The sequence below is a fragment of the Nonomuraea sp. NPDC050310 genome (genome assembly GCF_040655795.1).
In the GTDB taxonomy this organism is placed as follows: domain Bacteria; phylum Actinomycetota; class Actinomycetes; order Streptosporangiales; family Streptosporangiaceae; genus Nonomuraea.
This window is the reverse complement of sequence record NZ_JBFAKP010000011.1, coordinates 117,769-143,493: the sequence shown is the minus strand read 5'-3', so window position 1 is coordinate 143,493 and position 25,725 is coordinate 117,769. Positions and strand designations below refer to the sequence as shown.

General features: G+C 73.2%; 26 protein-coding genes and 1 tRNA gene. 15 read left to right on the top strand and 12 right to left on the bottom strand.

The features are described from left to right. The first annotated feature begins 33 nt into the window (after positions 1–33). The 3 genes from AB0I67_RS24945 to AB0I67_RS24935 are packed head-to-tail and all read left to right on the top strand — an operon-like array spanning position 34 to position 2,826. On the top strand, positions 34–1,170 hold the full coding sequence (locus AB0I67_RS24945) for an MFS transporter (protein WP_357927754.1): 1,137 nt from the start codon (positions 34–36) through the stop codon (positions 1,168–1,170). Between the two features lie 34 nt (positions 1,171–1,204). Continuing rightward, entirely contained in the window at positions 1,205–1,846 is a 642-nt protein-coding gene (locus AB0I67_RS24940; RefSeq protein WP_357927752.1) for a (2Fe-2S)-binding protein, read from the top strand. Positions 1,847–1,860: 14 nt separating this feature from the next. Then, positions 1,861–2,826, top strand: coding sequence for a glycerophosphodiester phosphodiesterase family protein (locus AB0I67_RS24935; protein WP_357927750.1), 966 nt, complete (start codon positions 1,861–1,863; stop codon positions 2,824–2,826). On the opposite strand, the gene AB0I67_RS24930 is transcribed toward AB0I67_RS24935, so the two are convergent. Continuing rightward, entirely contained in the window at positions 2,807–3,295 is a 489-nt protein-coding gene (locus tag AB0I67_RS24930; RefSeq protein ID WP_357927749.1) for a cysteine dioxygenase family protein, read from the bottom strand. The two genes, AB0I67_RS24935 and AB0I67_RS24930, sit on opposite strands and share 20 nt — an antisense overlap. Continuing rightward, positions 3,279–4,151, bottom strand: coding sequence for an amidohydrolase (locus AB0I67_RS24925; RefSeq protein ID WP_357927748.1), 873 nt, complete (start codon positions 4,149–4,151; stop codon positions 3,279–3,281). The genes AB0I67_RS24930 and AB0I67_RS24925 overlap by 17 nt, the downstream gene beginning before the upstream one ends. Before the next feature lie 140 nt (positions 4,152–4,291). Here AB0I67_RS24925 and AB0I67_RS24920 point away from each other — a divergent pair, with 140 nt between their 5' ends. Beyond that, positions 4,292–5,275 (top strand): LacI family DNA-binding transcriptional regulator, encoded by a 984-nt coding sequence (locus tag AB0I67_RS24920; RefSeq protein WP_357927747.1) that lies wholly within the window; start codon positions 4,292–4,294, stop codon positions 5,273–5,275. Here the strand turns inward: AB0I67_RS24920 and AB0I67_RS24915 are convergent. From AB0I67_RS24915 to AB0I67_RS24905, 3 genes are read right to left on the bottom strand one after another with little or no spacing between them, the layout of a single operon-like run. Beyond that, entirely contained in the window at positions 5,262–6,569 is a 1,308-nt protein-coding gene (locus tag AB0I67_RS24915) for an aromatic amino acid ammonia-lyase (RefSeq protein ID WP_357927745.1), read from the bottom strand. The two genes, AB0I67_RS24920 and AB0I67_RS24915, sit on opposite strands and share 14 nt — an antisense overlap. 2 nt (positions 6,570–6,571) lie before the next feature. Next, positions 6,572–6,949 carry a phage holin family protein gene (locus AB0I67_RS24910; protein WP_357927743.1) on the bottom strand — a complete coding sequence of 126 codons (378 nt, stop codon included), beginning with the start codon at positions 6,947–6,949 and terminating at the stop codon, positions 6,572–6,574. 4 nt (positions 6,950–6,953) lie between these two features. Continuing rightward, positions 6,954–8,147, bottom strand: coding sequence for a cation:proton antiporter (locus tag AB0I67_RS24905; RefSeq protein WP_357927741.1), 1,194 nt, complete (start codon positions 8,145–8,147; stop codon positions 6,954–6,956). Between the two features lie 42 nt (positions 8,148–8,189). Between AB0I67_RS24905 and AB0I67_RS24900 the strand changes: the two genes are divergently transcribed. Continuing rightward, complete coding sequence (locus tag AB0I67_RS24900; RefSeq protein WP_357927739.1) at positions 8,190–8,492, top strand: hypothetical protein; 303 nt, start codon at positions 8,190–8,192, stop codon at positions 8,490–8,492. Here AB0I67_RS24900 and AB0I67_RS24895 read toward each other — a convergent pair. Both AB0I67_RS24895 and AB0I67_RS24890 read right to left on the bottom strand, forming a co-directional pair. Then, positions 8,489–9,115, bottom strand: coding sequence for an FAD:protein FMN transferase (locus tag AB0I67_RS24895; protein WP_357927737.1), 627 nt, complete (start codon positions 9,113–9,115; stop codon positions 8,489–8,491). The two genes, AB0I67_RS24900 and AB0I67_RS24895, sit on opposite strands and share 4 nt — an antisense overlap. Positions 9,116–9,167: 52 nt before the next feature. Continuing rightward, positions 9,168–9,488 (bottom strand): hypothetical protein, encoded by a 321-nt coding sequence (locus AB0I67_RS24890; protein WP_357927735.1) that lies wholly within the window; start codon positions 9,486–9,488, stop codon positions 9,168–9,170. 53 nt (positions 9,489–9,541) lie between these two features. On the opposite strand from AB0I67_RS24890, the gene AB0I67_RS24885 reads away from it, so the two are divergent. From AB0I67_RS24885 to AB0I67_RS24850, 8 genes are all read left to right on the top strand, one after another. Next, the gene (locus tag AB0I67_RS24885) at positions 9,542–9,934 is read left to right on the top strand and encodes an OsmC family protein (protein WP_357927733.1); all 393 of its coding nucleotides are present in this window, start codon (positions 9,542–9,544) and stop codon (positions 9,932–9,934) included. A gap of 275 nt (positions 9,935–10,209) precedes the next feature. Beyond that, entirely contained in the window at positions 10,210–11,127 is a 918-nt protein-coding gene (locus AB0I67_RS24880; RefSeq protein ID WP_357927732.1) for a nucleoside hydrolase, read from the top strand. A 45-nt stretch (positions 11,128–11,172) separates the two neighbouring features. Next, a tRNA-Lys gene (locus AB0I67_RS24875) sits at positions 11,173–11,246 on the top strand. Positions 11,247–11,387: 141 nt separating this feature from the next. Beyond that, positions 11,388–12,617: a low temperature requirement protein A gene (locus AB0I67_RS24870; RefSeq protein ID WP_357927730.1), complete on the top strand. Its 1,230-nt coding sequence runs from the start codon at positions 11,388–11,390 to the stop codon at positions 12,615–12,617. 36 nt (positions 12,618–12,653) lie between these two features. Continuing rightward, positions 12,654–14,378: an FAD-binding protein gene (locus tag AB0I67_RS24865; RefSeq protein ID WP_357927728.1), complete on the top strand. Its 1,725-nt coding sequence runs from the start codon at positions 12,654–12,656 to the stop codon at positions 14,376–14,378. 101 nt (positions 14,379–14,479) lie between these two features. Beyond that, positions 14,480–15,226, top strand: a complete 747-nt coding sequence (locus tag AB0I67_RS24860; RefSeq protein ID WP_357927727.1) for an SDR family oxidoreductase — start codon at positions 14,480–14,482, stop codon at positions 15,224–15,226. Positions 15,227–15,248: 22 nt separating this feature from the next. Further along, on the top strand, positions 15,249–15,464 hold the full coding sequence (locus AB0I67_RS24855) for a hypothetical protein (RefSeq protein WP_357927725.1): 216 nt from the start codon (positions 15,249–15,251) through the stop codon (positions 15,462–15,464). 119 nt (positions 15,465–15,583) lie between these two features. Next, entirely contained in the window at positions 15,584–16,495 is a 912-nt protein-coding gene (locus tag AB0I67_RS24850; protein ID WP_357927723.1) for a sigma-70 family RNA polymerase sigma factor, read from the top strand. Positions 16,496–16,569: 74 nt separating this feature from the next. On the opposite strand, the gene AB0I67_RS24845 is transcribed toward AB0I67_RS24850, so the two are convergent. The 3 genes from AB0I67_RS24845 to AB0I67_RS24835 form a co-directional block, all read right to left on the bottom strand. Next, positions 16,570–17,400 (bottom strand): alpha/beta hydrolase, encoded by an 831-nt coding sequence (locus tag AB0I67_RS24845; protein WP_357927721.1) that lies wholly within the window; start codon positions 17,398–17,400, stop codon positions 16,570–16,572. 36 nt (positions 17,401–17,436) lie between these two features. Beyond that, positions 17,437–17,727, bottom strand: coding sequence for a WhiB family transcriptional regulator (locus AB0I67_RS24840; protein ID WP_357927719.1), 291 nt, complete (start codon positions 17,725–17,727; stop codon positions 17,437–17,439). A 116-nt stretch (positions 17,728–17,843) separates the two neighbouring features. Further along, on the bottom strand, positions 17,844–18,662 hold the full coding sequence (locus AB0I67_RS24835) for an alpha/beta hydrolase (protein ID WP_357927717.1): 819 nt from the start codon (positions 18,660–18,662) through the stop codon (positions 17,844–17,846). Between the two features lie 297 nt (positions 18,663–18,959). Between AB0I67_RS24835 and AB0I67_RS24830 the strand changes: the two genes are divergently transcribed. After that, entirely contained in the window at positions 18,960–19,613 is a 654-nt protein-coding gene (locus AB0I67_RS24830; protein ID WP_357927715.1) for a sigma-70 family RNA polymerase sigma factor, read from the top strand. 15 nt (positions 19,614–19,628) lie between these two features. Here AB0I67_RS24830 and AB0I67_RS24825 read toward each other — a convergent pair whose 3' ends face one another. Continuing rightward, positions 19,629–20,456, bottom strand: a complete 828-nt coding sequence (locus AB0I67_RS24825) for an alpha/beta hydrolase (protein ID WP_357927714.1) — start codon at positions 20,454–20,456, stop codon at positions 19,629–19,631. A gap of 30 nt (positions 20,457–20,486) precedes the next feature. Then, positions 20,487–23,318, bottom strand: a complete 2,832-nt coding sequence (locus tag AB0I67_RS24820) for an AAA family ATPase (protein ID WP_357927712.1) — start codon at positions 23,316–23,318, stop codon at positions 20,487–20,489. 122 nt (positions 23,319–23,440) lie between these two features. On the opposite strand from AB0I67_RS24820, the gene AB0I67_RS24815 reads away from it, so the two are divergent. Beyond that, complete coding sequence (locus AB0I67_RS24815) at positions 23,441–25,687, top strand: helix-turn-helix domain-containing protein (RefSeq protein WP_357927710.1); 2,247 nt, start codon at positions 23,441–23,443, stop codon at positions 25,685–25,687. Positions 25,688–25,725 lie beyond the last annotated feature (38 nt).

The window sequence follows — 25,725 nt, the reverse complement described above, 5'->3', positions numbered from 1 at the left end:
AGTAGTCGCGCTATGTGGCTGAGATCTGCTCTGTTGGTCGCCGGGCTCGTGCTCGCGGCGCTCAACCTCCGTCCCGCCATCGCCGGCGTGTCCCCGCTCCTCGACGAGATCATGACCGACGTGGGCCTCACCGCGGCCGGGGGTGGTGCCATCACCACGGTGATGGTGATCTGCCTGGGCGTCTTCGGCCCGCTCGCCCCGCTGCTGGCCCGCCGGATCGGCGTCGACCGCACGCTGCTGGCCGGCCTGGCGCTGCTCGCCGTCGGCGTGGTGATCCGCAGCCTCGACGGGCCCGTCCTGCTGTACCTGGGCGCCGCCGTCGCGGGCACCGCCATCGCGATCATGAACGTGATCATGCCCGGCGTCGTCAAGCACCACTTCCCCAGCCGGGTCGGCCCGTTCACCAGCGTCTACGTCTCCGCGCTGGTGCTGGGCGCCGCCGCGAGCTCCGCCTTCGTGATCCCCCTGGAACGGCTCACCGGGTACGGCTGGCGCGGCGTCTCGGCGCTCGCGGCGGTCCCGGCCCTGCTGGCGGCGGTGCTCTGGCTGCCCCAGGCGCTGGGCCGGCAGGCCGGCGGCAACGGCGGGGCCAGGCCGTTCCGCGCCATCCTGCGCAGCCGGGTGACCTGGTACGTGACGGCCTTCATGGGGCTGCAGTCGCTGACCTACTACATCATGCTCGCCTGGCTCCCGACGATCTTCCAGGAGTCGGGCGTCTCGGCCGAGAACGCCGGCTATCTGCTCAGCCTGTCGGCCGTGGCCCAGGTCGTGGGCACCTTCGGCGCGCCCATGCACGCCGGCGGCCGGGGTTCGCAGGTGCCGCACGTGGTCGCGGCGACCCTGCTGACCGTGGCCGGGTACCTGGGCGTGCTGATGGCGCCCACGGTGCTGCCCTGGCTGTGGATGATCGTGCTGGGCGTCGGCCAGGGCGCGACGCTGGCGCTGGCCCTGCTGATCATCACCATGCGCGCGGCCGACCCGGCGTCGGTCACCGCGCTGTCGGCGGTCGCCCAGTCGGCCGGCTATCTGCTCGCGGCGGCCGGTCCGGTGCTGGTCGGGGCGCTGCGCGAGGCCAGCGGGGGATGGGACGTGCCGCTGCTGGCGGGGCTGGCGTTCTGCCTGATCCAGGTGGTGGCGGGCTGGCTCGCCGGACGCCCCGTGCCTCGTTAAGGTTAGCCTTGCCTATATAGGGAAGGAGTTCTGGGTGCTCACCACGGTGCTGGAGCGGTTCGCCGCGGAACGGGGCGGGGTGCTCGGCGTGGTGCCCGGCCTGGTCATCGAGCCGGACGAGAGCTGGACCCCGGCCTCGGCGCTGCTGTCCGGCCCCGACCTCGACGCCCTGGTCGACCAGACCGCCGCCCGCTGGAACGCGCCCCGGCACGTGGGGGCCGCGTTGTTCTGGAAGACCTACTCCTACTGGCACACCCTGCCCATGGCGGTCGGCTGGGCCCTGGACGGCCACGTACCGATCATGAAGTTTCGTGACACGTGGTTCAAGGTCTCCGACGCCGGCGTCACGCTGGGCGCGAGCGAGGTCTCCTGGGGCGACGCCGGCGACATCCGCCCGGCCCTCCTGGAGTCGCAGGAGCCCCTCGTCAAGCGGCTGTCCACGATCGCCCGCGTCGGCGAGCGCACCCTGTGGGGCTCCACCGCCGAAGCCGTGGCCCACCCGCTGAAGGTCTACGTCCCCGGCGACTACATGAGCCTGCTGGAGCGGATCGGCCCGCCCGTGCACGGCCTCATCCAGCCGGGCGGCGACGGCTACTTCCGCCGCACCTGCTGCCTGTGGATCACCCTGCCGGACGCGGAGCCCTGCGGCACCTGCTGCATCCTCGCCAAGGGCTGAGCTACCGTCGCCGTGTGATCGTCATCGCCCACCGCGGAGCCAGCGCACTGCGCCCCGAGCACACCCTGCTCTCCTACGAGTGCGCCATCGTTCTCGGCGCCGACTACATCGAGCCCGACCTGGTCGCCACCCGCGACCACGTGCTGGTCGCGAGGCACGAGAACGAGATCAGCGGGACCACCGACGTGGCGGCCCGGCCGGAGTTCGCCGACCGGCGGGCCACCAAGGAGATCGACGGCCGGCCGGTGACCGGCTGGTTCACCGAGGACTTCACCCTCGCCGAGCTCAAGACGCTGCGGGCGTGCGAGCGCGTGCCCGAGCTGCGGCCGGCCAACACCGCCTTCGACGGGCTGGCCGAGATCCCCACCTTCGACGAGGTGCTGGCGCTGGCCCGGCGGCACGGGGTGGGCGTCTACCCCGAGACCAAGCACCCCAGCCACTTCGCCGCGCTCGGGCTGCCGCTGGAGGACCTCATGCTGGAGCGGCTGGCGGCGACGCCGGTGCCCCGCGTGTTCCTGCAGTCGTTCGAGGTGGGCAACCTGCGGGAGTTGCGGGGCAAGACGTCGTTGCCGCTCATCCAGCTCATGTACGCGGGCGGCCGGCCGTACGACTGGGTGGTCTCGGGGGAGGAGACCCGCGGCTACGACGAGCTGCTCACCCCCGAGGGCCTGCGTGAGGTGGCGACCTACGCCGACGGCATCGGCGTGCACACCGGGTGCGTGGTGCGCGACGGCGAGCCGACCACGCTGGTGCGCGACGCCCACGAGGCGGGGCTGCAGGTGCACGTCTGGACGATCAGGAACGAGAACTCGCAGCTCCCGCCGGAGCACCGGCTGGGCGACCCGGCCAGCCCGGCCTACGAGCGCGCCACCGGGGACGTGGCGGGCTGGCTCGGCCGGCTGCTCGATCTGGGGATCGACGGCGCGTTCTGCGACGATCCGGGTCTGGCCTCGGCGGTGCTCAGGCGACGATCGGCCTGAGCTCGTCGGCGTAGCTCACCGAGACGCGGCGCATGAGCCCGGTGTCGTCGATGGAGTACTGGCCGAGCCGCCACAGCGGCGGCGAGTAGGCGTGGATGGAGACGCTGCGGTCCACCGCGCCGGTCAGCCGGTGGATGTGGTCGGGACCGAAGGAGAAGGACTGGCCCTCGCCGACCACCGTCTCCAGGTGCTGGCCGCCGATGCGCGGGTTGCACTCCAGGAGCGCGCCCCGCACGACCCGCACCGCGCCGGAGCTGATGTCGTGGTCGTGCCAGCCGGTGTCGTCCTCCGGCCGCCAGCACAGCAGCCAGACGTCGACGTAGGCGTCACGGTAGAGCGAGGCGTAGTGACGCCCCTCGCCCTCGGGGAACTCGACCTGGTCCTGCCACCGCGCCGGATCGGCGGCGAGTTCTTCCACCAGGTCTCGCAGCTCCCTCCGGTCGAGGTTGCGCTCAGGGAGCGTGTTCACGTGCGGATCTCCTTCCGTGCAAGAGGCGATGCGGATTGGTGACGCGGATGGCGTGGGCGGCGGCCTCGCCGAGGCCGGGCCCGAGGTCGGGGGCGGTGGCGTAGGGGGCGTCGGAGCCGTTGACGACGACGTCGATGCCGAGTTCGCGGACGATCGCGTCGATCGCCTTGGGTCCGTAGCTGGAGGTCTCGACGAAGAAGCCGGGGTCGACGCGCCCCCGGCCGCTGCGGCCGCCCCGGGCGAGCAGCCGTTCGGAGTGCAGCGGGGCCAGCCCGGCCAGCAGCGCGAAGCAGACGCGCAGCCGGGGGTGGCGGGGCCGGACCACCGCGTGGAAGTAGTGCCAGGAGGCGTGCATCTGCTGGACGTACGGCACGACCGCCGGCCACCAGGGCGTGGGCGACGGCCCGGCGGCCGGTCCGGGATGCACGAACAGTGGCAGGTCCCGTTCGGTCAGTACGGCGAGCAGCTCGTCGGCCGGTTCGGCGGTCGCCGGGATCTGCAGCCCGGCGAACCCCCGGTCGAGGTCGGCGGCCAGCCGGTCGGGGTCGGGCGCGCTGTGGCAGGTCGAGGCCCAGGCGCCGAAGCCGGCCGGGAGCGCGAGCGCGCCGTCGTGGTAGGCGTCGAGCAGCGGCCAGGCCTCCTCGGGCGGGAGCGCCTCGATGCCCAGCGGGCTGGAGAGCGAGACGAGGGCCAGGCCGCCGGTCTCGCGGGTGGCCGGATCATGGTCGGCGGGGTCCACCTCGTAGGGCGGTTCGCCGTCCAGGAACAGGGTCCAGCCGTCCAGCCGGGGAGCGCGGGCACGGCGGCGCAGCGCCTCGACGAAGGCCGGGGTCCAGAGGTGCTGGTGCACGTCCATGCTCACACTCCCTTCATTTCCGACTGATTTTATAGGTAAACCAGGTCGGTTGCGGAACACATCGGTGTGAAACGGTTCAGTGATACGGTTCAGTGAACCGCTTCACCCGCTTCTGTGTCAATGGGGGTTAGGCTGGCCCGATGCCGCGGAAACGAGCGACGATCCGTGAGGTGGCACAGGCGACGGGCTTGTCACCCGCCGCTGTGTCGTACGCGCTGCGTGGCCTGCAGGTCTCCGAGGAGACCATGCTCCGGGTGCGCGCCGCCGCGGCCGAGCTCGGCTACGAGGCCGATCCCATCGCCCGGGCGCTGGCGAGCGGCAAGACCGGCACCATCGGGCTGCTGGCCGGCTCCCTCGAAGACCTCTGGCAGCAGGCGCTCGTGGTCGGCATCGGGCGCCGCCTGCTCGCCCACGACCGCTACGCGCTCATCCTCGACGCCGCCGGTGAGCCCGCGCGCCAGCGGACCCTCGCCCAGCAACTGCGCGACCAGCGGGTGGACGCGATGATCGTCCACCCGATCGACCCGGCTGCGGAGTTCTGGGCGGAGTTGTGCGAATCGGTGCCGGTCGTGGCGATCGGTGACTCGCTGCCGGGAACCGCCGGAGAAGTCGTCTTCGACAACCGGCGAGGCGTGACCCTCGTCCTCGAACACCTCCTGGCGCTCGGCCAGCGCCGGATCGTGCTGCTCACGCCCACCATGGCCTCCACCCCCGACCGGCCCGCCGACGTGCACGTGCTGGCCGAGGGCGAGCGGCTCGGCCTCGCCGTCGAGGTCCGCACCGCGCCCCAGGACCTCGGCGGGGCCACCGCGGTCGCCCGCGAGGTGCTGGAGGCGGGCGCGCAGGCGGTGTTCTGCTTCGCCGACTCCATCGCCTACGGCGTGTACGCGGCGGCGGCCGAGCTGGGCAGGAGCATCCCGGACGACCTCTCCGTCATGGGATACGACAACCACCCGATGTCCGCCTTGCTCACCCCCGGGCTGAGCACGGTCGACTGGGACATCGACGGGATCGTCCGCTCCTCGGTGCGGCTGGTGGTGGCCGCGGCCGACGGCACCATGCGGCGGCGGCGCTCCATCCAGCAGCCCACCCTCATCGAGCGCGGGTCGGTCAAGGGGCTCTGAACGTCGCCCGCGCGGCGTCGAGCTCGCCGTCCAGCGGGCGGTCGGGGCCGGGAGTGCCCAGTGCGCGGGTGGCGGCGACCAGCTCGCAGGCCAGCACGATCTCCAGCGGCTCCACGCAGCGCAGCGCCAGCCGGGCCGCCTGCGTGGCGAACGAGGCATGATCCTCCACGCCGCGCGACAGCACCGCGCTTCCGGTCGACACCGGGCCGGCCAGGTGCCGCAGCTCGGCCAGCGCGTCGTGCGCCACGTACTCCAGGATCATCGCCCCCGACGCGCCCGGCGCGGCGGCCAGGAAGGGCAGCCTGCCGGTGTACTCCGGCTCCATCAGCGTGGCCAGCCTGGCCGCGCTCAACTGCGCCACCGAGCACACCGCCGCCCGGAGCGTGTCCAGCGCCAGCGCCACCGAGGCGGCGTGGAAGTTGCCGTTGTGCCAGGCCAGCGACTCCGCGATCAGCGGGTTCTCGGCCGCGGCGTTCAGATCGATCTCGACGGTACGGCAGGCGTGCCGCACCGCGTCGAGGGCGGCGCCGTGCACCTGGGCGAAGGCGCGGTAGCCGTACGGGTCCTGGAGCCTGGCCCCCTCGACGCCCAGCATCGGCCGCAGCGCCTCGGCCGCGGCGACCTGGCCGGGCTGCGGCCGGGCCCGCTGCACGGCGAGCGCCAGCGGCTCCGGCGAGGCGCCGACCGCGGCGAACGCCTTCGCGGCGACGGTGACGGCGGCCTCCAGCAGGTGCGCCACCTGGTGGCAGGCCAGCGCGGCATCCGCCAGCGTGGCGGCTCCCGAACTGATGAAGGGCAGCGCGTCGGCGGACGTGAGGGCGAACCGCGGACCTTCGGCTTGGTCGTGCCAGGGTAGTTCGCCGAGCAGACACAGCGCGGTGGTCGCCAGCGCGGTGAGGTCGCCGGTCCCGATCGCGCCGTAGGTGCGGACCGGCGGGACGAAGCCGCCGTTCACCGCCTCGACCAGGACGGGAAGCACCCGCGGATCCACCCCGGACCCGCCGGCGAGAAGCTGGTTGGCCCGGACCACGAGCATCGCCCGCACCCGTTCGGCCGGCACGAGCGGCCCGGCCCCGCCGGCGTGGCTGCGCAGCAGGTCGAACCCGCCCTGGGCGACGTCGACATCCTTGTTGGCCCCCACGCCGGTGCTCTGGCCGTACACCGGCCCGGTGAGGTCCTGCGCGCTCTCCCAGGCCCGCCAGGCCCGGTCGAGCGGCCCGAGCCCCACCCGCGCGCCGCCGTACGCCACCGCGTAGAGCTGCGCGCAGGTCAGGCCCGAGCCGGTCAGTTCCATGGTCAGTCGGGGATGATCAGGTCGATCACCCAGGTGACCACGCTGATGATGATCGAGCCGAGCACGGCGCCCGGCCAGAAGGTCTCCACGGTGAAGGGCACGTCGAGCTGCCCGGAGATCCAGCTCGTCAGCATGAGCATGCCGGCGTTGATGACGATCAGGAACAGCCCCAGGGTGAGCACGACCAGCGCGCAGCCCAGGGCCTGGACGATCGGCTTGACGATCGCGTTGATGACGCCGAAGATCAGCGCCACGATGAGCAGGGTGCCCCAGTACTTGGCGGTGCCCCCGGTGGAGCTGACGACGATGTCGTCCGGCAGGAGCTTGGTCGCCACCCAGAAGGCGACCGCGGCTGCCAGGATGTTCAGGATGAATCTCACGCTGCTAGATCCTCGCATTCTGCTCGGCGGCGCGATAGAGCCGTAGGGCCGCCAGTGGATAGATCATGACGCTGATGACACCCGCGGTCACCATGGCCGCCGCGGTGCTGGTGGTCAGCACACCCTCCTCTACTCCAGTGTTGGTGATCACGACGATGAGTGGGAGCGCGGCGGCGGCGAAAAGCCCGAGCGCGCGCGGCTCGCCCAGCCGCAGCTCCGGGTCGCGCCGGTTGAGCAGGTAGGTCGGCAGGCCCCGGACCAGCAGGAACAGCAGCAGGAAGACGGGGATCAGCAGCAGGCTGGCCGGACTGGCGAACATCGCCTTCAAGTCCAAAGTGACGCCGCTGATCACGAAGAAGAAGGGGATGAGCATCCCGAAGCCGATGCCGTCGAGCTTCGAGGCGACGATCTCCTCCTCGCCGGGCGGGCCGGAGTTCACCGCCAGCCGGATGACGATGCCCGCGGCGAACGCGCCGAGCAGCACGTCGAGCCGGAAGGTGGCGGCCAGCCAGAGCATCAGCACCAGGACGAACATGACGATCCGCACGCCGAGCTGCCCGCTCGTGCTCATGGTGACGCTGACCAGCTCGCCGAGCCGCGGATCGCGCGGCCGGGCCGCCCAGGCCGCGGCGGCGATCGCGATCAGCGCGAAGAGCGCGATGACCAGGACGGTGTGGATCTTCTCGTCCTCGGAGAAGACGAAGGCCATCACCACGATCGGCCCGAACTCGCCGAGCGCGCCCATGGCCAGCACCCGCCCGCCGAACGGCGAGCCCAGCGCGCCGGCGTCGCGCACCATGGGCAGGATCGTCCCCAGCGCGGTCGTGGTCAGCGCCAGGCCGATCACCTGGGCGGCGGTCCCGAACCCGAACAGCGCCAGGCCGATCGCCATCCCGGCGGCCAGCGAGATCAGCCAGCCGAGCACCGCCAGCCGGATCGGCCGCCCGCGGATGCGCTGGAACTCGATCTCGAAACCGGCCATGAACATCAGCATCGCCAGGCCGAAGTCGGAGATCGCGGCGACCAGTCCGTCCACCCGCACCCAGCCCAGGACCACCGGTCCGACCAGCACGCCCAGCAGGATCTCCAGCACCACGTTCGGCACCCGCACCACGCGTGCCGACGCCGCGGCCAGGATCGGCGCGAGCATCGCCGCCAGCGCCACCACCAGCACGCTGGTCAGAGCATGATCGGACATGCACGCTATGTGCCCAACGATTACGCCGGGTAGTCGTTACTCATGCTGTTTCGCGGGAACAGCGCAACCATGGACGTCGAGGAGCTGGAAGCCCTGCCCACCAGCGAGCTGCACGAGCGCGCCGTGCGCTATGCCGTACGCCATGGGGACTTCGCCTTCCTGTGGGATCTGCTCAAGGTGATCCCGGCGGCCGAGGCCGCGAGCGGTCACGGCGGGGAGTCGGCCAACGACCTCAGCCGGGTGTCGGCCCTGCTCAGCGACGCCATGGCGGCCGGTGAAGGCGAGCTCGGCGAGGCGCTCAAACCGGTGTACGTCGAGTACCTCGCCCAGCATCCGGACGCCTAGCCGACCAGGAGCCCCTCGTCGGAGGAGGCGATCACCTCGTAGTCGGCGCCCGGCAGCCGTGCGGCGGCCGGGCGCATCCGCGGCAGCGCGAGCGCCCAGGCCATGGCCACCCCGAGGTCGGGCCCGCAGACGGTGACCTCGTCCACCGTGGCCACGGCCAGGTCGTGCGCGCTCAGCACCCGGCGGACGGTGCCCTCGCGCGGGTCGCGCACGCCGATCCGCCACGCCCGTCCGGGCGAGGCCGAACCGCGCACGCGGATGTCGCCGCCCACGTCGATGCGATGGTCGACCGCCCCGGCGTTGGTCAGCGCCCGCGACAGCCGCTCGATCGCCCAGCCCCTTATGTAGGCGGGATGATCCGCCTTGTCGAACCAGCCGCCGGTGGCCTCGTACAGCTCGTCGCAGCGGTGCAGGACCTCGATGAGTTCGGGGAGCTGCTCGATGGTCTGGCCGCCGTGGAAGCGGTCCATCTCCGGGGCCAGGGTCTCGCCCGCCCAGCGCAGCCAGGCGAACGCGTCGGCCATGACCGGAACGAGCTCTCGTTCCGGCAACGCGGTCCGGATGTCCACCATGACCGGGATGCCCATGACCACTTCCATCCGGGCAGTTCCAGGGAACGTCATTCTGCCTCCTCAGACTCAGAGATCACGCTTTCATAACGACCGTAAGGCCGGGCTAAACGCTTTGCCTCCGGAGGCGCCTGAGTGAGCCGCGGACGTATCTGCGGAAGGGCTTCGGGCCGGCCAGCCGTACCTTCCGGCGGGTGATGTCGGGGAGCAGGCGGCTGAGGCCGGAGGCGCTCACCTGCTCCTTGGCGCGCGGATCGTGCTCCTCGCCGACCACCAGGACCACGCCGCGGCGGGCCTGGAGCTCGCGCAGCTCGGGGGTCACGCGGGCGGTCCTGACGAGGGCCGGCGCGTCGGGCGGCAGGTCGGCCAGCAGGGCGCGGAGCTCGGCGGCGTCCACGTCGGCGGCGATCAGAACGGTGCTCGTCATGTCTTCGACGGTGCGTCAGGAAGATGAGAGCGCTCTTAGTGGTTCCTGTGGACATGGCTAATGTACGCGTCGAACGAACCACCGAAGGCGGCTTCCGCGCCGTCAACGCCCGAGGCGCCGAGGTGCGCATCGGCGCCGGCGACGAGGAGGGCGTCTTCTCCCCGGTCGAGCTCCTGCTGGCCGCGGTCGGCGGGTGCAACATCGTCACCGTCGAGCCGCTGACCGCCAAGCGGGGACACCAGCTCGTACGGCTGGCCATGACCGTCGAGTCGGAGAAGGTCGAGCCGAACCTGCTCGGGCCGGTCACCGTCACCTACGACGTCGAGCTGCCCTCCGAGGCGGCCGACCAGGTCTACCGCGCGGTGGCCGAGCGGGTGCACGAGAAGTACTGCACCGTGAGCCGCTCCCTGCAAGAGGGGACCAAGGTGAACCTGGAGCTTCCTTAGGGGCGTTTATGCCGGGTTATGAACCGTCCGTGACGTTCCGCTCGGTAGCGTGGTAGCAGGTCAAGGGTGCTGCGACTGACTTGCAGACTTTTGCCGATGCGGACGCGGAGGGGGACCGCTGTCTGCTTTGCGGGGCCGCCGGTGCTTTGGGGGAAAGTACCGGCCTGGACCGCATCTGGGAGGCCGGGTGGTTCTTGGGGGAGACCACCCGGCCTCCGCTTTTGTACCGGCCGGGCGGTTCTTGGGGGAGGCCGCCCGGCCTCTACTTTTGTCCTATGACTGCTCTGATCCTCGACTGTGACCCCGGCATCGACGACGCGCTGGCCCTGGCGCTGCTCGCCGGCTCCCCCTCGGTGGAACTGGTCGGTGTGACCACGGTCGCCGGGAACGTCGGGCTCGACCGGACCACCGCCAACGCCCTGGCCCTGCGGGAGTTCCTGGCGCTCGGCGACGTCCCGGTGCACGCCGGGGCCGGCCGCGCCCTGCTCCGCGACCAGATCCACGCCGCGCACGTGCACGGCGACAACGGCCTGGCCGGCGTCGACCTCCCCGCCCCCGCCCGCGGCGCCGACCCGGGGCACGCGGTGGACTTCATCATCTCCTCCCTGCGCGCCCGCCCCGGCGAGATCACCCTCGTCGCCGTCGGCCCGCTCACCAACATCGCGCTCGCCGTACGCCTGGAGCCCCGCATCGTCGAATGGGCTCGCGAGCTGGTCGTCATGGGCGGCACCTTCACCCGCGGCAACACCAACCCGGCCGCCGAGTTCAACATCCTCACCGACCCCGAGGCCGCGGCCATCGTCTTCGGCGCCGGCTGGAAGGTCACCCAGATCACCCTGGACGTCACCCTCACCGCCCTGGTCACCACCGCCGTCCTCGACCGCATGCGCCCCCTGGGCCGGCTCGCCGACCTCGTCGTGCCCTGCTGCCAGTTCTACGGCCAGGTCACCACCGACGGCGGCCCGGCCCTGCACGACGCCGTCGCCGTCGCCTACGCCCTCGACCCCGGCCTCGTCCACCTCACCCCGGCCCAGGTCGACGTCGAGACCGCCGGCCGCTTCAGCTCCGGCATGACCGTCACCCGCTTCACCGCCGACGGCGGCAACGCCCTGGTGGCCACCGGGCTGGACGTCGGCGGGTTCTGGGAGCTGCTGATCGCCTCCTACGAAAGGCTGGCCGAACGGCTTGGGTGATGTGCGAGTGGTGGCTGAGGGCTGGTAGAGTTCTTCTCGTCGCAAGCGCCGCTAGCTCAGTTGGTTAGAGCAGCTGACTCTTAATCAGCGGGTCCGGGGTTCGAGTCCCTGGCGGCGCACAGACGGAAAACCCCAGCTCAGAACTGAGCTGGGGTTTTCTCGTGTCGGCGCCTCAAGCGCGTCGCCCCGCTTGTCACAAATCCTCCTGCTGTCTTGTCCATGTGTCGGACCGGCCCATGCACAGCGACAGGAGCTCCACCGTGCCTGCCCCCATCATCTCCGTCCGGATCCGGCTGCGGATGAGCTCGCGGCCCATCGACGAGCCGCACCGGGTGTCGAGCCAGCTCGAGCTGCTGTTCGACCTCACCTTCGTGGTGGCGGTCGCCGCCGCGGTCGCCCAGTTCGCACACGCCGTCGCCGAGGGGCACGCGCTCGGCGGGCTGGTGCCGTTCCTCCAGGTGTTCTTCGCGATCTGGTGGGCGTGGATGAACTTCACCTGGTTCGCCTCGTCGTACGACACCGACGACGTCCTTTACCGGGTGCTGACGATGACGCAGATGGCCGGGGTGCTCGTCCTGGCCGCCGGGGTGCCCGCGGCGGTCGAGGACGGCGATCTGGCGATCATCACGGTGGGCTACCTGGTCATGCGCGCCGGGCTGATCGCGCAGTGGGTGCGGGCGGCGCTGGAGGACCCCGAGGGCCGCCGCACCGGGTTGCGGTACGCCCTCGGCATCGGCCTCGCCCAGGTGGGCTGGCTGCTCCGGCTGGCGCTGGCGGACAGCGGCGTGCTCCCCGGCTCCGCCCTCCTGCCGCTCTTCCTCGTGCTGGCCGCGCTGGAGCTGGCGGTGCCGAGGTGGGCGGAACGAGCGCGGCCCACGACCTGGCACCCGCACCACATCGCCGAACGCTACGGCCTGTTCACGATCATCCTGCTCGGCGAGAGCGTGCTGGCCGCCAGCAGGGGCGTGGAAGGGGCGCTCGCGGCGGGCGAGGTCGGCTGGCGGTTCGTCGTGATCGCCGGGGCCGGGCTGATCCTGCTGTTCACGCTCTGGTGGCTGTACTTCCTGGTGGAGGCGGGTCAAGGGCTCAGCGACCGGCGGCACCGGTCCTATTGGTGGGGCTACGGGCACTTCGGCGTGTTCGCCGCCCTGGCCGCCCTCGGCGCCGGGCTGGAGGTCGCGGTGGAGCAGAGCGGGCACCACGTGGCGGCCTCGCCGCAGGCGATCGGCTACGCCGTCGCGATCCCCGCCGCCGGCTACCTCGCCTCGCTCTGGGCGGTCCACGCGCTGGCCGCCGGCGCGCCGGTCGTGCGGGCGCCGGCCCTGCTGCTCTGCCTGGCCGCGCTCCTGCTGCTGCCGCTCACGGCGGCATGGGCCGGTGTCGCCGCCGTGGTCGTGCTCGTCGCCCTGGCCTGCGTGGGCCTCCTGGCCGCCACGCTGTGGTCCGTTTCGCGGGCGGTTGTCACGGAACGCGCCGCCGTCCGGTCTTGATGCCGACCGCTCTCGTCGCGCGCCGGAGGAACAGCCATGACCGAGCACAGGATCGCCACGTCCGTCCTGGTGATAGGAACCGGGGGAGCAGGACTGCGGGCCGCGATCGAGCTGGCCGAACGCCGGGTCGACGTGCTCGCGGTCGGCAAGCGGCCCAAGGCCGACGCGCACACCGCGCTCGCCGCCGGCGGCATCAACGCCGCGCTCGCCACGATGGACCCCGAGGACACCTGGCAGCAGCACGCCGCCGACACGATCCAGGAGGGCTACCACCTGGCCCATCCCGAGATCGTGCGGATCGTCACCGAGAACGCCGCCCGCGGCATCGCGGACCTCGAACGGTACGGCATGCCCTTCGCCCGGGAGGCCGACGGCCGCATCTCCCAGCGCTTCTTCGGCGCCCACACCCACCGGCGCACCGCCTTCGCCGGCGACTACACCGGCCTGGAGATCCAGCGCACCCTCGTCGGCCGGGCCACCCGGCTCGGCGTCCCGATCCTCGACTCGGTGTACATCACCCGCCTGCTCGTCCGCGACCAGGCGGTCTGCGGCGCCTACGGGTTCGACCTGGCCGACGGCAGCCGCTACGTCATCCACGCCGACGCGGTCATCCTGGCCGCGGGCGGGCACACCAGGATCTGGCGGCGCACCTCCTCCCGGCGGGACGAGAACACCGGCGACTCCTTCCGCCTGGCGGTCCTGGCGGGCTGCCGCCTCCGCGATCCCGAACTGGTGCAGTTCCACCCGTCCGGGTTGATCGCGCCGGAGGACGTGGCCGGCACGCTGGTCTCGGAGGCGGCGCGCGGCGAGGGCGGGATCCTGCGCAACGCGCTCGGCGAGCGGTTCATGGGGCGATACGACGCCGAGCGCATGGAGCTGTCCACCCGTGACCGGGTGGCGCTGGCCGCCTACACCGAGATCAAGGAGGGGCGCGGCACCCCGGACGGCGGGGTGTGGCTGGACGTCTCGCACCTGCCCAGAGAGACGATCATGAACCGGCTGCCGCGCGTCTACCAGACGCTGCTGGAACTGCAGATGCGCGACATCACCAAGGAGCCGATCGAGATCGCGCCCACCGCGCACTACTCGATGGGCGGTGTGTGGGTCCGCCCCGCCGACCATCGCACGGACGTCGACGGCCTGTACGCGATCGGCGAGGCGGCCAGCGGCCTGCACGGCGCCAACCGGCTCGGTGGCAACTCGCTCATCGAACTGCTGGTGTACGGCAGGCTCGCCGGCCAGGCCGCCGCCGCCCATTCGGCGGGGCTGACCGCCCAGCGCCGCTCGGCCGAAGCCCTGGCCGAGGCCCGCGCCGAGGTGGACGGCCTGCTGGCCGCCGACGGGCCGGAGAACGTGCGCGTCCTGCAACGCACGCTGCGTGACACCATGACCGAGCACGCCGGCGTCGTCCGCGACGAGGCCGGCCTGCGCAAGGGACTGGCCGAGCTCGACGAGGTCGAGGCCCGGCTGGACGGGCTGGGCGTGCACCCCGACCTCGCCGGATTCCAGGATCTCGCGCACGCCTTCGACCTCAAGTCGTCGCTGCTGGCCGCCCGGGCCACCGTCGAGACCGCCCTCGAACGCCGGGAGACGCGCGGCTGCCACAACCGCTCCGACTACCCCGAGGCGGACCCCGCGCTGCGCGTCAACCTCGTCTGGTCGGGGCCGGGAGCCGTCGAGCGCGAGGCGATCGCGCCCGTGCCCGCCGAGATCGCGACGCTCATGGCGGAGGTCTCCGCCGACGGCAAGCTCGTCGAGTAGCGAAGACCGCCCGGCCGGTGTCACAGCTTCGGGAGCTGCCTTGTCTTAGCTGGTGACCGGGTGCCGCGTGGTGCGCCCCGGCAGCCAGAAGGGGGTCGGCAGTGAAGATCGTGGTGATCGGCGGTACCGGGCTGATCGGATCGAAACTGGTGAAACAGCTCGGCGAGCAGGGCCACGAGGCGGTGGCGGCCTCGCCGGGCACGGGCGTGAACACCCTGACCGGGGAGGGGCTCGGCGAGGTCCTGGCCGGGGCGCGGGTGGTGGTCGACGTGTCGAACTCGCCCTCCTTCGAGCCATCGGCGGTCATGGACTTCTTCGTCACCTCGACGCGGAACCTGCTGGCGGCGGAGGTGGCCGCGGGGGTCGGGCACCACGTCGCCCTGTCCGTCGTGGGCACCGAGCGCATGCCGGAGAACGGGTACTTCGCGGCCAAGATCGCCCAGGAGCGGCTGATCGAGAACTCCGGCGTGCCGTACTCGCTGGTGCACGCGACGCAGTTCTTCGAGTTCGTGCGGAGCATCGCCGACGAGGCGACCGTGGACGGCGAGGTGCGCATCGCGCCCGTGCGCTTCCAGCCCGTGGCGGGCGACGACGTGGCGGAGGCCGTCGGCCGGGTGGCGCTCGGCGCCCCGCTGAACGGCCGCGTCGAGGTCGGCGGCCCGCAGCAGGACCGGATGGACGAGTTCTTCCGCAAGGCGCTGGCCGCCTGGGGCGACGAGCGCGAGGTGGTCACCGACCCGCGCGCCCGCTACTTCGGCAGCGTGCCGGGCGAGCGCACGCTCGTGCCGGACGACGGTGCGACGCTCGGCACGACCACCTACCGCGGCTGGCTCGACCGTAATGCCTGATCACTCGCACCTGGAGGAAGAGATGCACGAGAACGAGGCGTTGGTCGAGCTCAGGGTCGAGGTCGAGGTCGAACTGACCATCGCCGAGTCGAGCCGGCCCGAGGAGGAGATGGCTCTCCCGATCACCGAGTGGAGGTTCGACCCGGCCGACGTCGAGCGCGAGGAGATCGGCCTGCGCGGCCTGCACGACGCGGTCGAGGCGCTGGAGGAGGGCCACCGGCGCGACGACCTCGTCTGACACGTGGCGGGCGGCGTCTCCGTGCGGGAGACGCCGCGGCGCGCCGTACGATTCCCTCGTGGTGCCTCGACGCCTGGAGCGCGTGGCGGGCTGACGACGAGGTGGAGGCGCGGGCCGAGATGCAGATCGGGCTCCCGGCGGAGGCGGACGACCTCGAAGCGGCGGCCTCGGCCTTCGTCGAGCTGCGGCCTCGGCTGTTCGGCATCGCCTACCGCATGCTGGGCAGCGCGACCGAGGCGGAGGACGTCGTCCAGGAGGTGTGGCTGCGCTGGCAGGCCACCGACCGGTCGGTGGTGGAGAACCCGCCCGCCTTCCTCGCCCTGATCGCCACCCGGCTGTCCATCAACCTCGCCCGGTCGGCGCCGGTCCGCCGGGAGGCCTACGTCGGGCCTTGGCTGCCCGACCCGATCGACACCAGCCTCGACCCGACCGTCGGCGCCGAACGCGGCGAAGCCCTCGAACTGGCCTTCCTGCTGCTGCTCGAACGGCTCACCCCCGCCCAGCGCGCGGCCTACGTCCTGCGTGAGGCCTTCGACTACCCCTACCCGCAGATCGCCGAGATCCTGCGGCTCAGCACGGCCAACGTCCGCCAGCTCGTCAGCCGGGCACGGAAGCACCTCACCGCCGTCCGGCACGAGCCGGTCGACCGGGCCGAGCACCGGCGCCTGCTGGCGGCCTTCCTCGACGCCGCCAGGAACGGCGACGTGGCCGGGCTCGAAGCGCTCTTCGCCGCGGACGTGGTCAGCACCTCCGACGGCAACGGCCTGAGGGGCGCGGCCCGCTTCCCCGTGCCGGGCCGCAACCGGGTGGCGCGGTTCATGGCGGCGTTCGCGCCGCGTTTCTGGCAGGGCGTCGAGCCGGACTGGGTGGAGCTGAACGGCCGGCCCGCCGTCCTCGTCCCGCGCGGCCGCCACGGCCGGGCACTGCTGACCATCGACGCCTCGCCGGAGGGCATCCACCAGCTCCTGTGGGTGGTCAGCCCCGACAAGATCGAGACCTTCGAGCGCTCGCGCACCCGCACGGGCCGCTGAGCCCGCGGGATCGTCTGCTCACATGCCGAAGGCGCCGCCCCGGGACAGGGACGGCGCCGGCGGCGTCTCGGGTGTTACTTCAGGAAGTCGAGCAGGGCCGCGTTGACCTGGTCGGCGTGGGTCCAGCCGATGGCGTGCGGGCCGCCCTCGACGACCACGTACCGCAGGTCCTCGATCAGGCCCTCCAGCCGGTTGCCGGTGGCGTCGATCGGCAGGATGCGGTCCTGGTCGCCCTGGATGACCAGCGTGGGCACATCGAACGCCGCCAGGTCGCCCCGGAAGTCGGTGGCCCAGGTCGGGACGGACTTGACCGTCGCGGTGGCCGAGGCGGCCGCCGCGACCTGGAAGCTGGCCTGCCACGCCTGCTCGCTGACCAGGGTGCCGCCCAGCACGTCCATGTTGTAGAAGTCGTCGAGGAACGACTTCAGGAAGGCGAACCGGTCGGCCTCCGCGGCCTTCATGGTGTTCTCGAAGACCGAGGCGTCCAGACCGGCCGGGTTGTCCTCGGTCCTCAGCAGGTACGGCTGCAGCGGGGCGATCAGCACCGCCTTGCTCACCCGGCCGGATCCGTAGGCGCCGAGGTAACGGGTCACCTCGCCGCTGCCCATGGAGAACCCGACGAGGGTGACCTCGAGCAGGTCGAGCCGCTCCAGCAGGGCGTTGAGATCGGCGGCGAAGGTGTCGTAGTCGTAGCCGCCGACGGGCCGGCTCGACCGGCCGAAGCCGCGGCGGTCATAGGTGATCACCCGGTGGCCGGTCTCCAGCAGCGCGCGTTCCTGCTTCTCCCACGAGTCGCCGTTCAGCGGATACCCGTGGATGAGCACGACCGGACGGCCGCTGCCGTGGTCCTCGTAGTGCAGCTCGACGGGCCGGGAGTTCTCCTGGCCGACCTTGATGAAGGGCATGTCAGTCCTATCTCTGGAGGTGGGAACGGGGTGTGGTCACACGCCCGCGCGTTCGAGCCGGAGGCGGAGCCGGCGGCGCTCCGCCGGGGTGGTGCCGCCCCACATGCCGTCGGGCTCGCCGGTCTCGACCGCCCAGGTCAGGCAGGGCAGCCGGACCGGGCAGCCCAGGCAGATGAGCCGGGCGGTGTCGCTGCGCCCGGCCGGCAGTCCCTCCCAGGTGAGCGGGAAGAACAGGTCGGGATCGCTGGTGCTGCACGCCGCGCGGGCCGTCCAGCCCAGGCTCGGCGTGGAGCCGGAGGCGGCCTCGTGCCGCCGATCGATGATCATGGTCGCCGTCCGGTGGTCGGTGCCGGTGGGAAGGTGATCCGGCCCGCCCACGTGGAGCCGGATCGTGCTGTCGCGCAGAGGCCGGCCCGCCCCCTCGCGGGCCGGTCCGCCCGGGCTCAGCGAGTACGGCGAGCCGCGGCGACGATGACGTCGGTGACCGCGCCCGGGTGGCTGACCGAGACCGCGTGCGAGGACTTCACCTCGACGGTGTGGGCCTTGGCACGGGCGGCCATCCAGCGCTGCCCGTCCGGGTCGATCGCCCGGTCCTGGGTGGCGACGAGCGCCCAGCTCGGAACCGTCTTCCAGGCGGGCGCGGCGGAGACGCCGGTGTAGGCGGCGACGGCGAACGGCCGCTGCGTGGCGCCCATGACCCGGCTCTGCGCGGCGGGCAGGTCGGCGGCGAAGACCTCGCGGAAGCTGGCCTGCTTGATGAACAGGTCGACGCCCTCGCCCGCGGTGTCACGGTAGGGGCGCTGGTCCAGCGTGGCCGGGCCGAGCAGGCTGCCGGGGAACTTCGCGGGGTCGAGCGCGGTCTGCGTGCTCTCGCCCTCCTCCGGAAGGTAGGCCGCGACGTACACGAGCGCCTTGACGTTGGGCGCGTTGCGGGCGGCGTTGGTGATGACCGTGCCGCCGTAGGAGTGGCCGACGAGGATGACGCCGCCCTCGACGTTCTTGACGACACTCGCGATGTACTCGGCGTCGCCGGACAGGCTGCGCAGCGGGTTGGCGGCGGCGATCACCGGATAGCCGCGCTCCTGCAGCCGGGACACCACGCCGTTCCAGCTGCTCGCGTCGGCGAAGGCGCCGTGGACGAGCACCACCGTGGGCAGCTTGCGCGCCTCCTCGCCGGCCAGGGCGGGGGTGGTGGAGAGCGTGACGGAGGCCAGGCCGACGGCCAGGGCCGCGGCTCGCAGGGCAGTCGATCGTCGAAGCATGACAACACCTTTCTCAGGGGTTCTGGCGGGGAGTTCCGGCGGCTCGGGTGTCGCCGCCGGCCTGTGTCCCACCGTTCCAGCCGCCGCCCCGCGCGACATCGCACGAAGACTTGAGGTCGCTCCGCCGCTCTTCAGCGGCCGTGCGCCCGCCCCGATCGGGGGCGAGGCCCCGGCCCGTGCTCCAGATCCGCCTTGGCGCCCGCGCGCGGGGTCACGCATCCGTGCGATGTCGGCCGATCCGGTGCGGCGTTTCCTGGGCCCACCGACCGGCGCCGACCTCTCGACTGGAGACCGCCCATGCCCGACTTCCGCGCCCGCGCCCTGACCGTCCTGGACTGCCCCCGCGACGCCGACGCCGCCGTCTTCACCTCCGCCCGGCCACGCCTCCACGCCATCGCCAGGCAGTTCCTCGGCGACGCCGCCGAGGCCGAGGACGTGGTGCAGGAGGCCTGGCTGCGCTGGGAACGCACCGACCGCTCGGCCGTGCACAATCCGCCGGCGTTCCTCGCGTTGACGACCACCCGGCTGGCGATCAACGTGACCCAGTCCGCGTGGAAGCGCCGGGAGAGCGCGGCGGGTCCCTGGCTGCCCGAACCGCCCGACCCGGCCGACGGCCTGGACACGGTGGCGGAACGGCACGAGGCGATCGAGGCGGCGGTCCGCCTGCTGATGGAGCGCCTGACGCCCGCCGAGCGGGGCGCCTACCTGCTGCGCAAGGCCTTCGACTACCCCTACCGGCAGATCGCGGAGGTGCTCCAGCTCGGCGCCGACCACGCCCGCCAGCTCGTCCGCCGCGCCGGCGAGCGCCTCGGCGGCGGGCGCCGCCAGCGGGTGGACGGCGTCGCCCACCGCCGGCTGGTGCGTGCCTTCTCCGCCGCCGCCCAGGACGGCGAGCTGGCCCCGCTGGAGGAACTGCTGGCCGCCGCGCTCCCGGTCAGGAAGGCACGCTGAGGCAGGCGGCCGGCGTCATCGGCCCTGCGCCAGGAACTGCAGGAGGGCGCGGTTGAACCGCAGCGGATGGGTCGTCTGGCAGCCGTGCGGCGCGCCCTGGATGACTTCGACCGTGCCGGCCCCGACCAGCGCGCCGGTCGCCTCGAAGGGGGCGATCTCGTCGTGCTCCCCGTGCACGACCAGCGCGGGCACCGGGAGCGCCAGCTCATGGCGCAGGTCGCTGCGGGCCAGCGTGGCCAGCGCGGCGTCGAGCGCGTGCGGGGCCGCGCTCGTGCCCAGCGTCCGGTAGTGGCCGCGGTGGGCGTCGCTCAGCAGCACCCGGCCGTCCGCCTCGAACATCTTCGAGGTGTAGGCGTCGAGCTCGGCGAACCGGTCGGCGCCCAGCCGGGTCCGCATCCGGTCGAACAGCTCCGGCGACCAGGGGCCGCGCGGGTTGTCGTAGGAGCGGTAGAGGTACGGCAGCGCCGCCCCCGCCAGCACCACGCCCCTGATCCCCGCCGGGCCGTACCGGGTGAGGTAGCGGACGATCTCCGCCGCGCCCATCCCGGCCCCGACCAGGGTCACCTCGCCCAGGTCCAGCCGCTCGATCACGTGGCGCAGGTCGCCGGCCAGGCTGTCGTAGTCGTAGCCGTCCCACGGCCGCCCGGAGTCGCCGAACCCCCGCCGGTCGTAGGTGATCGCCCGGTACCCCGCCTCCACCAGCGCCGGCAGTTGCGCCGCCCACATGTGCCTGGACAGCGGCCAGTCGTGCAGCATGAGGACGGGACGGCCGTCACCGTAGTCCTCGTAGCAGAGGTCGGCCGGGGTACGGCCACGGGTGGCGCCGCCTGGCAGGTGAGCCATGAGGCCGCCGCCTCCTTTCCGATGTCGCGGTCAGCCGTCGTGTTCGACGACCACCCTGGTGAGCTCGACGCGCGAGTTGACGTCGAGCTTCGTGTAGGCATGGCGCAGGTGGGTGTTGACCGTGTGCGGCGAGACGAACAGCCGCTCGGCGACCTGGCGGTTGGTGGCTCCCTGCGCGACCAGCCGGACGACCTGCAGCTCGGCGGCGGTCAGCGCGCCCCAGCCGTGGGTCGCGCCGGACGCCCGGCCGCGGCGGCGGATCCCGGCCTCGCGCAGCCTGCGCCGCAGCCGCGCCGCGTCGCGCTGGGCGCCGGCCGCCTCGTACAGGTCGAGCGCCGCGGTCAGGTGCCGGACGGCCGCCTTCGGGTCGCTCGCCCCCAACGTACGGCCGGCATCCTCCAGGGCCGAGGCGCGCACGAGCGGCCTGGCGAAGCCGCCGAGCTCCTCGCCGGCGCGGGCGAGCCGGGCGGCGTCCCCGTCGAGCAGGCCGCGGGCGTGCGCGGCGAGTGCGGCGAAGAAGGGGAACTCCGGGTTGCGGGCGGCCCGCTCCTCGGTCAACCGGACCATCCGGGCCGCCGACTCGCGGTCCCCGGCCTGGAGGGCGATGCGCACGAAGACCACGTCGTCGGCGGGGTCCAGGGGCGTCGCCGTGAGCTCGCCGCCCGGGGTGGCGACGGCGGCGTGCGCGTGGGCCAGGGCCGAGCCAGGATCGTCGCCGGCGTCGGCGGCCAGGGCGAGCAGCCAGGATCCGGCCCGCGCGGTGAACGCCGTCCCCTCCTCCGTCATGCGCCGGGCCTCCGCGGCGAACGTGGCCACGCCCTGCTGGTCGCCGGCGTGGATCGCGGCCCGGCCGAGCGCGTACCCGGCGGTGAGGTCGGCGAGGGCGCCGCGCTCCCCGCCGGCCAGGACCGACTGCGCCTCGGCGCGGGCCTCGGCCAGCCGTCCGGCGTCGAGCAGGAGGCGCGCCCGGTACATCGACCAGGTGGCCGCCGCGGCGGCGCGTCCGTGCTCGCGGGCCTGGCGCAGCCCGGCGTCGGCCTCCTCCAGCCCGCGTTCCGGCCGGCCGGTCGATCCCCAGAGCAGGCTCTTCCACGACGGGTCGGGCAGCCACAGCGAGTGCAGGACGCCGACGCCGGTGGCGAGCCGTACCGCCTCGTCCTGGCGGTCGAAGGCCCGCCCCCAGTCCATGCGCTGGACGGCGTCGAGGGCGCCGAGGGCGATCGCGGTGGCCTCGACGGCGTGGTTGCCGCGGGAGTCGAGCGTCCACACCGCCGACTCGGCGCCCCGGCCGAGGTCCTCGCCCTCGCCGGCCAGGGCGAGCAGGAGCGCCCGCAACGCGAGCAGCTGGGCCCGGGTCGCGGGCGACGGGCCGGTCAGGGCCAGGGCCAGGTCGCACTGCCGGAGCGCCTCGCGGGGCGAACGCCCGCCGGACACCCGGGCGAGGCTGAGCCGTACGAGGGCTTCGGACTCGGGGGCGAGCGGGCCGGCGAGCGCGTCCTCGGCCATGGCCAGCGCGTCCGCCTCGCGGCCGGCCAGCCACAGCAGGACGACGGTCTCGGCGATCAGCGCCGGGCGGTCGGGGTGGTCGGCGGGGGCCAGGCCGGTGGCGCGGACGCTGAGGTCCAGGGCCGTGGCGGGGGAGTGGCCCGCGAGGTCGGTGGCGGCCCGGCGCAGCAGCGAGACGGCCTCGTGGTCGCCGGGCCGCGCGACCGCGGCGAGGTCGCCGGCGACCTCCATGACCGCCGCGCCCCGGCGCAGCCGGACATCGACGGCCTGGCGGCGCACGAGATCCTGGAACGCCGCCGGCACGCCGACCCGGACCGCCTCACGGACCAGGTCGTTCCTGAGCGCGAGCCGTCCGTGCCGGTCGGTCAGCAGGTCGGCGCGCAGGGCCTCCTGCAGTGGGCCGATGAGGTCGACCGCCGAGCAGCGCAGCAACTCGGCCAGGACCTCGACGTCCACGTCGGGACCGAGCATCGCGGCGAAGCGCACGCTGTCCCGGGCCAGCGGCGAGAGCTGGTCGAGCCGGTGCCGGACCGACGAGCGGAAGCGGAGCGGCATCCGCCCGGCCTCGCGCAGCCGGGCGATCCCGTCCGCGACGGTGATCGCGCCTTCCTCACGGATGCCGTTGAGCAGCTCGACCAGGAGCATCGGGCGGCCGTCGGCCTTGCGGGCGAGCTCCAGCAGGGCCGGCTCGGCCACGGCCCGCAGGAGGTCGTGGGCCAGGAGCGCCACGGCCTCCGCGGACAGCGGCCGCAACACCAGCCGCTCCGCCGGCCAGGCCCGCGAGGCGCCCGGCTGCTGGTGCTCTCGGGTGGCCAGAACCCACAGGATGGGGCAGCCGGCCAGCCGGGACGGCAACGCGCGCAACGCGCTTCGCGTGGCCGCGTCGCACCACTGCAGATCGTCCATGACGATCACCAGCGGCGCCTCGGAAGCGGCGCGCTCCAGCTCGTGCTGCAGCTCGCGCAGCAGCCAGAACCGCTGGTCCACCGCCGCGCTGAGCGCCAGGAGCCGCCGCCGCGCCACCAGCGGTTCGCGGCCTGCCAGCAGCGCGTCCAGCAGCGGAGCGAACGGGACGGCGTGGCCCTCCCTCGTCCCGGCCCCGGCGTGGACGCTCAGGCCCTGGCTCGTGGCCAGCTCGGCGACCTCGGCGAGCAGCCTGGACTTGCCCGCGCCCTGGGGCCCCTCGATGAGGACGGCGCCGCCCGACCCCCGGCGCAGGGCGTGCAGCCGGTCGCGCAGTACGCGCAGCTCCGCCTCCCGCCCACGCAGCGGCAGCGCCGGGGCGGCGCCGGCGGGGCTGGACGGGGTGGGCTCGGAAGGGGCGAAGCCCGCTGTCGCCAGGCTGGTGCGGCTCATGTGCACGTCCGTTCCGGGAGAAGTCGCGTAGGACAATGGAAGCAACCGTGGTGGTTTGCGACGAGGCGGAACGACAGGCAGAAGTAGGCGGTCCGCCCTCTGCCTGAACCGGGAGGCATGAGGTGACGGGTTTCGGTGCGCTGCTCAGAACGCATCGTCAGGCGGCCGGACTGACGATCGAGGAGCTGTCGCACGCCTCGGGGGTGAGCGTGCGGGCCATCGGCGACATGGAGCGCGGGGTCAGCCGCGGCCCGCAGCGCCGCACCGTCGCCGCGCTCGCCGAGGTGCTGCAGCTCTCGCCCGACGATCACGACGCGCTCCTCGACGCGGCCAGGGAAGGACGTCCCCGGCCGGCTCCCGCCGGCACCGGCCTGTGCGAGCTGCCCCGCCGCATCGGGGACTTCACCGGCCGCGAGCACGAACTCGGCCTGCTGCGCGGCCTGGTCCCACGCGATTCCGGCGACGCCGTGGCGGTGGCCGTCTGGGGCGTGGCGGGCATGGGCAAGAGCGCGCTCGCCGTCCACGCCGCCGGGCAGCTCGCCGACCTGTTCCCCGACGGCCGCTTCTTCCTCGACCTGCGCGGCATGGACGCGGTTCCGCTGGACAGTTCGAGCGGCCTGGCGCGGCTGCTGAAGGCGCTCGGCACACCCGAGCGGCGCATCCCCGCCGACGAGGACGAGCGCGCCGGGCTGTACCGCGCCCAGCTCGCCGGCCGGCGCTGCCTCATCGTGCTCGACAACGCCGCCGACGAGGCACAGGTCCGTCCCTTCCTGGTCTCGGACGGCCCCAGCATGACCATCGTCACCAGCCGCCGTCCGCTCGGCGGCCTCGAAGGCGTGCACCGGATCCCGCTCGCCCAGCTCGGCGCGGACGACGCGGCCGCCCTGCTGCTGTCCATCGTCGGGGAGAACCGGGCGGCCGCCGAGCCCGACGCCGTCGAGGAAGTGGCCCGCCTCTGCGGGCACCTGCCCCTCGCGCTGCGCATCGCGGGCAACCGGCTGCAGAGCCGTCCCGGCTGGACGATCAAGCAGCTCTCCGCGCGGCTGGGCGACGAGGAGCGCCGCCTCGACCATCTCACCGCCGGAGACCTGCACGTCGCCGCGGCCTTCGCCCTCTCCTACGAGCAGCTCAGCCCCACGGCCCGGCAGGCGTTCCGCTGGCTGGCCGAGACCGCCGCGCCCACCTTCGGCGTGCCCCTGGCCGCGGTGCTGACCAAGCTCGACCTGGACGACGCCGAGGACGCGCTGGAGGAGCTGACCGAGCTCGGCCTGCTGCAGTCGCCGTACCCGGCCAGGTACCGCTTCCACGACCTGGTCCGCCTCTACAGCCGCGCCCGGCTCGCGGCGGAGGAGACCGAGGAGGTGCGCGAGCGGGGCCGCCGGAGGATGGAGGCATGGCTGCTGGAGACCGCGGTGGTGGCCGGCCGCTGGTTCGAGCCCGAATACGGCGCGCCGCCCCCCGGCTGGCGTTCCCTGGTCAGCCTCGGCAGCCGGGAGGAGGCGGGCGACTGGCTGCAGACCGAGGGCACGGCCTGGCTGGAGGCCCTGCGCTCGGCCGCCCGCCGGGGCGAGCACGCCACGGTGGTCGAGGTGGCCGAGTCGATGCACTGGTTCTCCGACCAGTGGATCGCCTGGGGGAACTGGCGGGAGATCTTCGAGCTGTCCTCGACCGCGGCCCGTGCCATGGGCGACAAGCTGCAGGAGGCGGTCCACCTCAACTACCTGTCCTGGGCGTTGCGGATCTGCGAAGGCCGGGCGGCCGAGGCCGAGGCCGCCGCGCTGCGGGCCATGGCCCTGGCCGAGGAGATCGGCGACCTCCGCCAGCAGGGCTGGGCGCTGGTCTACGCGACCTGGGCGATCGACGACGACCCGGCCAACTGGGCCCGCGAGCTGGACTACATCTCCCGGGCCGGCGAACTGCTCCGCCAGGCCGGCGACCTCGAGGGCTATCCCCAGGCCGAGACCGGGCACATCTCCGTCCTGCGCAGGCTGGGCCGGCGCGAGGAGTCGCTGGAGCGGAACCTGGCGCTGGTGGCCACGCTGCGCGACCCGGAGTACGGCGGTTCGCCGGCGATCGTCGCGTTCAGCCTCGGGACCGCCCTGGACCACCTCGGCGACAACTACGCCGAGCTCGGGCGCTGGGCCGAGGCGATCGACTCCTACGAGCAGGCGTTGATCGAACTCCAGGCGCATCCGATCGGCCTGGCGTTCGGCCGCTCCCGGCTCAACCTGGCTCGCGCGCTGTGGCACGTCGGCCGGGCCGGCGAGGCCCGCGCGGCGTTCGCCGAGGCGGCCCGGCAGTTCAGGCTCTCGGGTGACGTCCAGCGGGCCGACGCGATCCTCGTCGAGCTGGAGGAGCTGGCGGCGTGAACCGGTGAACATCGCACGTTCGTGCGATGTGCCGCCTC